This is a genomic window from Mycobacterium sp. (assembly GCF_036273375.1).
GTDB lineage: Bacteria > Actinomycetota > Actinomycetes > Mycobacteriales > Mycobacteriaceae > Mycobacterium.
The window spans coordinates 1-10,689 of sequence record NZ_DASUHS010000267.1; the positions used below are offsets into that span (position 1 = coordinate 1).

Annotated in this window: 11 protein-coding genes; 5 read left to right on the forward strand and 6 right to left on the reverse strand. The window is 68.0% G+C overall.

Annotation, left to right across the window (positions count from 1 at the left end; genetic code table 11):
- The coding region (locus tag VFW69_RS23390) for a DNA polymerase III subunit gamma/tau (protein ID WP_526505100.1) at nt 1–1,366 on the forward strand (1,366 nt) is incomplete at its 5' end.
- A 4-nt stretch (nt 1,367–1,370) separates the two neighbouring features.
- On the opposite strand, the gene VFW69_RS23395 is transcribed toward VFW69_RS23390, so the two are convergent.
- Nucleotides 1,371–2,681 (reverse strand): SAM-dependent methyltransferase, encoded by a 1,311-nt coding sequence (locus VFW69_RS23395; RefSeq protein ID WP_526505102.1) that lies wholly within the window; start codon nt 2,679–2,681, stop codon nt 1,371–1,373.
- Complete coding sequence (locus tag VFW69_RS23400; protein ID WP_526505104.1) at nt 2,678–4,069, reverse strand: FAD-binding oxidoreductase; 1,392 nt, start codon at nt 4,067–4,069, stop codon at nt 2,678–2,680. The genes VFW69_RS23395 and VFW69_RS23400 overlap by 4 nt, the downstream gene beginning before the upstream one ends.
- A 79-nt stretch (nt 4,070–4,148) precedes the next feature.
- Between VFW69_RS23400 and VFW69_RS23405 the strand changes: the two genes are divergently transcribed.
- Entirely contained in the window at nt 4,149–4,586 is a 438-nt protein-coding gene (locus VFW69_RS23405; protein ID WP_526505106.1) for an SRPBCC family protein, read from the forward strand.
- A gap of 21 nt (nt 4,587–4,607) precedes the next feature.
- Here VFW69_RS23405 and VFW69_RS23410 read toward each other — a convergent pair whose 3' ends face one another.
- A complete protein-coding gene (locus tag VFW69_RS23410; RefSeq protein ID WP_526505108.1) occupies nt 4,608–5,369 on the reverse strand; it encodes an Rv3717 family N-acetylmuramoyl-L-alanine amidase in 762 nt (253 codons plus the stop codon).
- A 98-nt stretch (nt 5,370–5,467) separates the two neighbouring features.
- Here VFW69_RS23410 and VFW69_RS23415 point away from each other — a divergent pair, with 98 nt between their 5' ends.
- On the forward strand, nt 5,468–5,812 hold the full coding sequence (locus VFW69_RS23415) for a YbaB/EbfC family nucleoid-associated protein (RefSeq protein WP_526505110.1): 345 nt from the start codon (nt 5,468–5,470) through the stop codon (nt 5,810–5,812).
- A 14-nt stretch (nt 5,813–5,826) separates the two neighbouring features.
- Nucleotides 5,827–6,438 carry a recombination mediator RecR gene (gene recR / locus VFW69_RS23420; RefSeq protein ID WP_526505112.1) on the forward strand — a complete coding sequence of 204 codons (612 nt, stop codon included), beginning with the start codon at nt 5,827–5,829 and terminating at the stop codon, nt 6,436–6,438.
- Between the two features lie 18 nt (nt 6,439–6,456).
- Here recR and VFW69_RS23425 read toward each other — a convergent pair whose 3' ends face one another.
- The 3 genes from VFW69_RS23425 to VFW69_RS23435 form a co-directional block, all read right to left on the reverse strand.
- The gene (locus VFW69_RS23425) at nt 6,457–7,776 is read right to left on the reverse strand and encodes an MFS transporter (protein WP_526505118.1); all 1,320 of its coding nucleotides are present in this window, start codon (nt 7,774–7,776) and stop codon (nt 6,457–6,459) included.
- A gap of 123 nt (nt 7,777–7,899) precedes the next feature.
- Nucleotides 7,900–8,604 carry a type 1 glutamine amidotransferase gene (locus VFW69_RS23430; RefSeq protein ID WP_526505120.1) on the reverse strand — a complete coding sequence of 235 codons (705 nt, stop codon included), beginning with the start codon at nt 8,602–8,604 and terminating at the stop codon, nt 7,900–7,902.
- Nucleotides 8,605–8,608: 4 nt separating this feature from the next.
- The gene (locus tag VFW69_RS23435; protein ID WP_526505114.1) at nt 8,609–9,838 is read right to left on the reverse strand and encodes a MurT ligase domain-containing protein; all 1,230 of its coding nucleotides are present in this window, start codon (nt 9,836–9,838) and stop codon (nt 8,609–8,611) included.
- A gap of 130 nt (nt 9,839–9,968) precedes the next feature.
- Here VFW69_RS23435 and VFW69_RS23440 point away from each other — a divergent pair.
- Nucleotides 9,969–10,689: DEDDh family exonuclease (locus VFW69_RS23440; protein WP_526505116.1), on the forward strand; the 721-nt coding region annotated here is incomplete at its 3' end.

Below are 10,689 nucleotides of genomic sequence, written 5' to 3' on the forward strand. Positions count from 1 at the left end.
GCTGTTGCCGCCGAAGACCATGCGGGCGTTGATCGGGCGGATCTGCGAGCAGGAGGGCGTCGCCGTCGACGACGCCGTCTACCCGCTGGTGATACGCGCCGGCGGCGGCTCGCCTCGCGACACCCTGTCGGTGCTGGATCAGCTGGTGGCCGGCGCCGAGGGCGCCCACGTGACCTATCAGCGGGCGCTGGGCCTCCTGGGGGCCACCGACATGGCGCTGATCGACGACGCCGTGGACTCACTTGCCGCTGCCGATGCCGCGGCGCTGTTCGGCGCGGTGGAGTCGGTGATCGATGCCGGGCACGACCCACGGCGTTTCGCCACCGATCTGCTCGAGCGGTTTCGCGACCTGATCCTGCTGCAGGCCGTTCCGGATGCGGCCAGCCGTGGCGTGGTGGACGCACCGGAGGACGTGTTGGAGCGGATGCGTGAGCAAGCGACCCGGATCGGGCCGGCGACCCTGACCCGCTACGCCGAGGTGGTGCAGGCGGGGCTGGGCGAGATGCGCGGAGCGACAGCGCCGCGTCTGCTGCTCGAGGTCGTGTGTGCGCGGCTGCTGCTGCCCTCGGCGAGCGACACCGAGTCGGCGCTGCTGCAACGCGTCGAGCGAATAGAGACCCGGCTGGACATGTCGATTCCCGGCTCCGAAGCCACCGCCGCGGCGCCTCGCAGCGCGCCGGCGCCGGCCGAACGCGAGCAATCCGCCCGGTTCACCCGGCCGTCCGCGGCGGCCGCTGCCAAGCCCGAACCGAAACCCGAAGCGCAATTCGAACCGAAGCCTGAACCCAAGCCGGCTCCGGTCGCCGAACCGGTTCCCGCACCGGATGCGGCGACGGCGCCCGCACCGGCTCCGGCGCCGGCGGCCGAATCAGCTTCTGCGCCAGGTGAACTCAACACTGCGGCGGTGCGCAGCATGTGGCCCACGGTGCGCGAGAAGGTGCGTCAGCGCAGCCGTACCACCGAGGTGATGCTGGCCGGGGCGACCGTCCGGGCCATCGAGGGCAACACGTTGGTGCTGAGCCATGAATCGGCGCCGCTGGCCAAGAGGCTCTGCGAACAGCGCAACGCCGACGTCATCGCCGAAGCGCTCAAAGACGCGCTGGGTGTCAATTGGCGGGTGCGGTGTGAGGCCGGCGTACCGGCGTCGGCCGCGTCACGCCCGCCCGCCGGCGGGGAAGCCGGGCCGGCGGTTCCCAACGTGGCCGAGCCCGCACCCGACGTCGATACCGCGCGCCGAGACGAAGAGGAACACATGCTCGCCGAGGCGGTCCGCGACGAGCCGTCGGCGCCGCGCCGCGACCCCGAAGAGGTCGCGCTCGAACTGCTGCAGAACGAGCTGGGCGCCCGCCGCATCGACAACGGCTAGCGCGTTAGGCCGTCCACCACGGCCGCAGCGGCAGGTCGTCATCGCCCCGCACGTCGGTGTTGGCTGCCAGCACATGATGGAGCTGAAGGTTGTTCTGCTCGAACGCCACCCGGGATCCCGCCATGTACAGGCCCCACACCTTGGCCGTCGGCAAGCCGACCTCGGCGACCGCCACGTCCCAGTGCTCGACCAGGTTGTGGCACCAGTCGCGCAGCGTCATCGCGTAGTGATGGCGGAAGTTCTCCGCGTGCAGCACCTCGAAGCCCACATCCTGGATCGCACTGGTGATGCGGCCCGAGCCGGTCAGCTCCCCGTCCGGGAACACGTAGCGATCGGTGAATCCGCCGGCGAACGAGGTCGAGGTGTTGTCGTGGCGGGTGATGCAGTGGTTGAGCAGCAGGCCGCCGGTGCGCAGCTTCGACTTCAGGAACCCGAAGTAGGCCGGGTAATTCTTGACGCCGATGTGCTCGGTCAGCCCGATGGATGAGACGGCGTCGAACTGCGCCTCGCCGACGTCGCGGTAGTCGGAGTGCCGCACCTCGGCCAGCTCCGCCAGCCCCTCGTCGGCGATCGCTCGCTGGGCCCACTTCGCCTGCTCGACCGACAGGGTGGCGCCGATCGCGCGGACGCCGCGGCGCGCGGCGTAACGCACCATGCCGCCCCAGCCGCAGCCGACATCAAGCAGCCGGTCACCCGGCTGCAGCCGCAACTTCTCGAAAATCAGTCGGTACTTGTTTTGCTGCGCATCTTCCAGCGTCGCCTCGGCGTTGGGATAGACCGCGCAGGTATAGGTCATCGACGGACCCAACACCAGTTCGTAGAAGGCGTTGGAGACGTCGTAGTGGTGATGGATGGCCTCGGCGTCGCGGGCCTTGGTGTGCATCAGGCCGTCGGCGATCCGGCGCCACCGTGGCAGGGTTTCCTGCGGTGGTGGTGACACCGGCAACAACCGCTCAAAGCCCATCGAGCGGACGACGTTGGCCAGCACCCGGGCCGGCGGCCGCTTGAATTCGACCCGATCGGTCAGCGTCTTGAGCAGTTGGTACGGATCACCCGGATGCACGCCGTACGCCTGCAGGTCGCCCGACACGTAGGCGCGGGCCAGGCCGAGTTCGCCGGGCGCGGTGGCCAGGTAGGTGGCTCCGCGAGGCGTCCGAAGATCCAGGCCCAGTTCGGCGTCTTCGCTTCCGGCCGTGCTGCCGTCGTAGGCGGTGAACTTCAACGGATGTCGCCCGGTCGCGGCGAAGACCTCCAGGATCTGGGCCATGTTCAATTTGCCCGTCGGCGAGCGGTGGGGTTCTTTTGTCGTCGTCATCGCCGTTGCACCGCCTTCGCGTAGAGGTCGAGTAAGCGAGAATCGGGGTCATAGGTTTTCTTGACGGTGTTGTAGGCCTCGCCGCCGTACAACTCGTCAAAGTCCTCACGGGAGTAAAAGGACTCGGAATACAGCGACTTGTGGCCACCGAGTTCGTCCACCTTGGCTTCGATCATCCGGTTGGTGGCGCCCTCGGTGGCGCCGGCCGGCACCGACGACCAAAAGCCGACGTTGACGTAGGTGTGATCCGGCCGCATCGGGTACAGCGGCCAGTCGTGGTGGTCGCGCAGACGCAACGGGCACAACCAGATTGGTGTGATGGGCACGCTGTCCAGGAACCACTCCAGGAAGTCGCAGGTCCGTTCGACCGGCACCTCGATATCTTGCACCACCCGTTCCCGTGCCGGCCGGCCGTTCCGGGTCTCGATGCGGTCGGACAGCCCGAAGCGGCGGTCCATGGAGATCAGCTTCGAATAGACGCTGCTGCTCCGATAGCGACGCGGCCACCAGCGTCGCAGCCGCGGGTTCTGCACGCCGAACGCGCGTGAGCACCAGAACCAATCGGTGTCCCAGCGCCAGAAGTAGTCGTTCATGGTCAGCCGGTCATCCTTGGTGGCTTCCACGCCCGGACCGTCGTGCCGGATGGACTGGTAGTAGATGTTACGGCCGGTGTAGTCGCTGACCGGGCCGGGAGTGGTGGTCCGCCGGCCCACGCACAGGTAGCTTTCGTCGGCGCTGAAGACGACCCCGTCGAGGTAGTCGACGGGCGTCCCGCCCTGCCCGCCGGTGTCGATGATGCGTTCCATGGCCGCGACCAGATCGGGCAGCGAGCGGAATCGGACGTGCCGCAGGGCCACGAACGGCGCGACGGATTCCAGCTCGATCCGAAGCCGAGTTGAATAACCAAGCGTCCCATAGGAATTCGGGAAGGCGCGGAACAGGTCGGGATGCTGGGTGCGCGAGGTGGTGAGCAAATCGCCAGCGCCGGTGAGGATGTCCATCTCGAGCACCGATTCATGCGGCAGACCGTTGCGGAACGACGACGACTCGATGCCCAGGCCGCTGACCGCGCCGCCGAGGGTGATGGTCTTCAGCTGCGGGACGACCAGCGGCGAAAGACCATACGGCAGCGTCGCGGCCACCAGGTCCGCATAGGTGCACATGCCGGCCACGTCGGCGGTGCGGGTTTCGGGATCCACGCTCAGAACGCCGGTCAGTCCGGACGTGTCCAGACCGGGCGCATCACGTTTGGTGCGGGCGCGGAACAGATTTGACGTCGGCTTGGCCAGCCGGACGGCTGAGGTTGCTGGGATGGATCGATAACTTGCCAGCATCCGGTCAACGCCAGACTTGTGGGCCGAGAGTGCAGATCCAAGGACAGGCACCACATATACCCTAGTCTTCGACAACAGCCCGTGCACCCGCCACAAGGGCAGCGCCGGGAAATCATCATGAGGAGGGGTCGCCTTGGCACAGGTGAGCGCGGAGAGCACCATCTTGATCAACGCGGAGCCTGCGGCAACCCTTGCCGCCGTCGCGGACTATCAGACTGTCCGCCCGAAAATTCTCTCCCCGCAGTACAGCGATTACCAGGTGCTGCAGGGTGGGCAGGGGCCCGGCACCGTCGCCAAGTGGAAACTGCAAGCCACCAAATCGCGGGTGCGCGACGTGCAGGTCAACGTCGACGTGGCCGGGCACACCGTCATCGAGAAGGACGCGAACTCGTCGATGGTGATCAATTGGACGGTCGCTCCCGCCGGACCCGGCTCCAGCGTCACTGTGAAGACCACCTGGACCGGTGCCGGCGGTGTGAAGGGCTTCTTCGAGAAGACCTTTGCGCCCTTGGGGCTCAAGAGGATTCAGGGCGAGGTACTGGCCAACCTGAAGAAGGAACTGGAGAGCTGAGCTAGCTCGGCGCAATCAGACTCAGCGCGCCTGGCCCTGCGACGCGAGGAAACCCGCGACACCGCGGACCAGTGCGTCGGCGTACTTCTGCCGGCCTTCGGCGGACTCCGTCAGCGCCGAGTCCGCGGGGTTCTTCATGTTGCCGCACTCGACCAGGATCGACGGGTACTGCGCGAGGTTCAGCCCGGTCAGGTCCGAGCGGCCGTAAAGACCGTTCTGGCCGATGTAGTTGGCCGGCGGGATCCCCGACGCCTGCATCTGGTCGCGCATGATCCGCGCGTACTGCACCGACGGGCCCGCCTGCACCTGGTTGAGCGGCGGGGCCGAGTAGTTGACGTGGAATCCCCGGCCGGACGGCGGGCCACCGTCGGCGTGGATGGACAGGACGGCATTGGGGTGCAGCGCGTTGGCCGCGTTGGCGCGTTCGTCGACGCACGGTCCCGGGCCGTTGTCGTTGGCGCGGGACAGCGCGGTCCGCACTCCCAGAGCGTTCAGCTCGGCGCGGACGCGCAGCGCGGTGTCCCAGGTGAAGGTGTGCTCCATGTAGCCGCTGTTGGTGGCCGTCCCGCTGGTCTGGCAGTCCTTGGTACCGCCGCGACCGGTGGGCACCTGGCGATTGATGGAGCCATCGTTGGAACCGTTATGGCCCGGATCGATGAAAACCACCATGCCGGCGATGTTGGACGGGACCGCCGTCGCGGTTGGCATGATCGCCGTCGAAGCAGCGGCGAGCACACCCACCGCCAATTTGATCCCGACACGTCTGCTCAGTCGTAGGTCCACGGCGCAAAGCTAACGCCGCGCGGTCTACGCTGGGGGTTTCGAATCGCCGGACACTCACGAGCGAAACCAACTCGAGACCAAGATGCGAGGGGATTGTCATGCAACCCGGAGGCGATATGTCGGCGCTGCTGGCCCAGGCGCAGCAGATGCAGCAGAAGCTCATGGAGGCGCAGCAACAACTGGCGAACGCTGAGGTGCATGGTCAGGCCGGTGGGGGCTTGGTCGAGGTCGTCGTCAAGGGCAGCGGCGAGGTGGTCGCGGTGAAGATCGATCCCTCCGTCGTCGACCCGTCTGACGTAGAGACCTTGCAGGACCTGATCGTCGGCGCCATGGGTGATGCTTCCAAGCAGGTCACCCGGATGGCCCAGGAACGGCTGGGGTCGCTGGCCGGTGGCTTCGGCCCGCCGCCGGGACAACCGCCCGCGCCGGCGCCGGGGCTTTAGACTCCGCGACCGACATGTTCGAAGGACCCGTCCAGGATTTGATCGACGAGCTCGGCAAGCTGCCGGGCATCGGGCCCAAAAGCGCCCAACGCATCGCCTTCCACCTGTTGTCGGTCGAACCGCCGGATATCGACCGGCTGACCGCGGTGCTGGCGAAGGTCCGCGACGGGGTGCGGTTCTGTGCGGTGTGCGGCAACGTCTCCGACAACGAGCGCTGCCGGATCTGCGCGGATCCCCGCCGGGACGGCTCGCAGGTGTGCGTCGTCGAGGAGCCCAAAGACGTCCAGGCCGTCGAGCGCACCCGCGAATTCCGTGGCCGCTACCACGTGCTGGGCGGTGCGCTCGATCCGTTGTCCGGCGTGGGGCCCGAGCAGCTGCGGATCCGCGAGCTGCTGAGCCGGATCGGGGAGCGGGTCGACGACGTCGACATCACCGAGGTGATCATTGCCACCGACCCGAACACCGAAGGCGAGGCGACGGCCACCTACCTGGTGCGGATGCTGCGCGACATCCCCGGCCTGACCGTGACGCGGATCGCATCGGGGCTGCCGATGGGCGGTGACCTGGAGTTCGCCGACGAACTGACGCTCGGTCGCGCGCTGACCGGCCGCCGCGCCATGGCCTGAACACGGGCCCGCAATCTCTCACGCGCCGGCCAGCTCGCCGGCGTCGCTTTCGACTGCAGGCCCAGATCCCGGCAGCGGCTTGCCGGCGACTTCCGGCATGAATCGAAGGGCGACCGTCCCCACCAAGCCCGCGAAGATCAGCATGTAGGCCGGCACCATGGCGCTGCCGGTGGCGGATATCAGCGCTTGAGCGATCACCGGAGTGGTTCCGCCGACGGTCGATAGCGCGATGTTGTACGAGATTGCCAGCGCTCCGTTGCGCACCCTGGTCGGAAACAGCGCCGGTAGCGCCGCGGGGGTGGTGCTGTCGAAACACAATTCCATCAGTCCGACCAGCAGCACACCGATGAAGATCAACGGAAAGATACCGCCGAAACGCATCAGCAAGAATGCCGGGACCGACGCCAAAACGAGCAATCCGCAGCCCGTCCACATGATCGGTTTGACGCCGATACGGTCGGACAACATGGCGACGAACACCACCGCGGCCATCAGGATCGCCAACGTTGCCACGATAATCACTAGCCCGGCCGTGTTGCCCACGTGCACAACCACTTTGAGGTATGTCGGCAAGTATCCGGTCAGCATGAAGTCGGGGACCTGTGAGGTCACCACGACTGCCGCGCAGACCACCATCGGCTTCCACTGCTCCACCACTGTGCGCCGAAATTGCTGCCAGCCGCGGTCAACTGGCGTATCCGCGTTGCTGCTCACCTGTTTGTAGGCGGGTGACTCCTCGATCCGCAGCCGCAAATAGAGAGCGAGGACGCCGAACGGCGCTCCCAGCAACAGCGGAATCCGCCAGCCCCACGCCAACATGTCGTGGCTCGGCAGCCAGGCCTGCAAAGCGGTCACCAGCAACCCGGCGAGTACGAACCCGACCAGGTTGCCCAGCGGCAGGAACCCGACCATCCTGCCGCGTTTGCGGTCCGGGGCCCGCTCGACGAGATAGGTCATCGCGCCGACGAATTCGCCGCCGGTAGACAGGCCTTGAAAGATCCGGGCGACCAGCAGCAGGATCGGCGCCCAGATGCCGATGGTGCTGTAGCCGGGCAGTAAGCCGGTCATGGTCGTCCCCACCGCCATCAGCAGGATCGTGATCACCAAAACCCGCTTGCGCCCGACGCGGTCACCGAGGGGGCCAAGGACGAACCCGCCGAGCGGGCGGACCACGTACGCCGCCGCCAGCGTGCTGAAGGTGGCGATGAGATGGACCGCGCTGACGCTATTGCCCGGGTAGAACACCTGCGCGATGGTGGTCGCGATGTAGCCGTAGATGCCGAAGTCGTACCACTCCATGAAATTGCCGATGGCAGTAGCCAGGGTGTCCCGGCGCATCGCCGAATCGGTGTCCCGGGAGTCAGTGCCTGTGGCGCCGTGGCGTCGGATGCTCATTGACACGTCGCGTACCCATAACTTTGCTGCCCGGAACCGGTTCTGCCTGCAACCACACGTTTCGCCTCAGCGAGCCGCTAACCGCTCGCGGCGCAGCGACTGGACCTCGGGCAGCTCCAGCGGAGCCAGCTCGCCGACCACCTTGCTGAGCAGTAGGTCGGCCAGCTCCGGGTTGCGGGCCAGGCACGGCCCGTGCATGTAGGTCGCGATCACGCTGCCCTGCACCGCACCGTCGAAGCCATTGCCCGGGGGGTCGCACCGGTTGCCTGCGCCCTTGACCACCGCGCCCAGCGGCGACGCCGCCGGTCCCAGCACGGTGCCGCCGCGGTGGTTCTCGAAACCGGTGAGACGCTCGGTCAGGCCCGCCAGCAGCGGCTTGGTCGCCAGCTCGCCGATGGTGCGCGCCTGTTGCGGTGACGTCGTCGCGTCCAGCATGCCCACGCCGTCGACGCGCTCCCCGGCCGACGTTTCATACCAGTGCCCGAGCACCTGAACGGCGGCGCAGATGGCCAGCACCGGGGCGCCCCGTTCGGCGGCGCGCTGCAGGCCGGGGTGCTTGATCAGGTGTCGGGTGGCCAGGCGCTGCGCGTAGTCCTCGGCCCCGCCCAGCGTGTACAGGTCCAACGACTCGGGTACCGGGTCGGCCAGCGTGATCTCGACGATCTCGGCGGCGATGCCGCGCAGCCGGAGTCGCTGCCGCAACACCAGGGCGTTGCCGCCGTCGCCGTAGGTGCCCATCACGTCGGGCAGCACCAACCCGATCCGCACCACCGAGTCAGCCATGGCGCGCCAATCCCCGTTGCAGCTGGAGGAAGGCGGTGTAGTTGGCAACGACCTCCACCCGCCCCGGCGGGCATGATGCGATCGCGGCGACAGTGTCGTGCACCAGGGTGTGCTCGACGCCCGCGTAGCCGAGACGCACCGCCAGGTCGGTGCCGCGCTCGCCGGCGGCTACGACTTCCGTCTCTTCGAAGTGCTCGAATCGCACATCCCAGAGCCACGAAAGGTCTTCCCCGTCGGGCACCTGGCCGTTGACGGAGATGACCACCCCGGCCGCATGCTTGTCCACCATCGACAGCGCCTCCTGCCAGCCGGCCGGGTTCTTGGCCAGCAGGATGCGCACCTCGTGCGCACCGACGCGAACGGTCCGATAACGCCCTGCGACCTCGTCGACCACCGAGACGGCGGCCACCGCCGAGGCGGGATCTGCGCCCAACGCGACCGCTGCCGCGACGGCCTGGGCGGCATTGCCCCGGTTGACCGCACCGGGCAGCGCCAACCGCATCGGCAGGGCCAGGCCGTCGGGCCCATAGAGGGTGTCGTCGTCGAACCACCACTGTGGGCTGGGCCGTTTGAAGTCCGCACCCGTGGAATACCAGTGACCCCGGTCGCGGACGATGATCTCGCCGCTGCGCGGGCAGCTGACGGAGTCGTTCGGCCACGAACCGCCCGCGGCCACCCACACCACGTTGAGGCTGTCGTACGCGGCGGATGTCATCAGCACGTCGTCGCAGTTGGCCACGACGACCGCCGTGGGGTGCCGGGCCAGGCCAGCGCGCAGGGTCCGCTCGATGACATTGATTTCGCCGACCCGGTCCAGCTGGTCGCGCGAGAGGTTGAGCAGCACGACGACGCTGGGTTCGACGGCGTCGGAAACGTGCGGCACGTGCATTTCGTCGACTTCGAGGGCCGCCAGGGGTGCATCGCGTTTGCCGGCCAGCGCCGCGACCAGGCCGGCGTCCATGTTGGCGCCCTCGGCGTTGGTGGCCACCGCGCCCAGCGTCGCCAGCGCGGCCGACGTCATCCTCGTGGTGGTGGATTTGCCGTTGGTGCCGGTGACGACGACGGTGCGCCGTCCGACGGCCAGTTGCCGGAGAACCGAGCGGTCCAGCGCCATCGCGATGAGGCCCCCGATCATCGCGCCGGCCCCGCGTCCAGTCACCCGCGACGCCCACCGCGCGCTCGCTCCTGCAGCGAGGGCCATACGGGCACGGGTGTTGACCACCCGGGAAGTTTAAGGGGGCCGGGTCGTCCGCATCGAATTCCAGGGCGCCGCGGGTCGCCCGCGTGATTCATCCGCCCGACACGGCGCGCAGTGAACAGGCGATGTCGGTCGGCCGTGCCATCCTCAGTGCATGAGCGGGGTGTCCTGGGGACGGCCGGCCAGCGAGCCGGACGCGGGCTGGGCCGTCGTCGATGTCGAGACCTCGGGCTTTCGGCCGGGTCAGGCACGGATCATCAGCGTTGCGGCGCTCGGCCTGGACGCCGACGGCAACGTCGAACACTCGGTGGTGAGCCTGCTCAACCCCGGCGTGGACCCCGGTCCCACCCACGTGCACGGCCTGACCGCCGCGATGCTGGAAGACCAGCCGCAGTTCGCCGACATCGTCGGCGACGTGGCCGAGGTGCTGCGCGGCCGCACGTTGGTAGCCCACAACGTGGCGTTCGACTATGCGTTTCTTGCCGCCGAAGCCGAACTGGCCGAGACCGAACTGCCCGTCGACAGCGTCATGTGCACCGTCGAGCTGGCCCGACGGCTGGACCTCGGCGTCGACAACCTGCGGTTGGAGACGCTCGCGGCGCACTGGAGCGTCACCCAGGAGCGGCCGCACGACGCCTTCGACGACGCGATGGTGCTGACCGGCGTGCTGGCCTCGGCCCTCAAGCTGGCCCGAGAAGGCGACATCTGGTTGCCGATACATCCGGTGACCCGGCGCCGCTGGCCGAACGGCCGGGTCACCCATGACGAGCTGCGACCGCTCAAGGTGCTGGCGTCCCGCATGCCCTGCCCGTATCTCAACCCGGGCCCCTACGTAGGCGGCCGACCCCTCGTGCAGGGCATGCGGGTGGCGCTGG

Bases quoted from the DNA above. Each gene is read 5' to 3' on its own strand.
- VFW69_RS23415 (WP_526505110.1), top strand. From the start codon at position 5,468: ATGCAACCCGGAGGCGATATGTCGGCGCTGCTGGCCCAGGCGCAGCAG.
- VFW69_RS23425 (WP_526505118.1), bottom strand. From the start codon at position 7,776: ATGCGCCGGGACACCCTGGCTACTGCCATCGGCAATTTCATGGAGTGG.
- recR (WP_526505112.1), top strand. From the start codon at position 5,827: ATGTTCGAAGGACCCGTCCAGGATTTGATCGACGAGCTCGGCAAGCTG.
- VFW69_RS23395 (WP_526505102.1), bottom strand. From the start codon at position 2,681: ATGACGACGACAAAAGAACCCCACCGCTCGCCGACGGGCAAATTGAAC.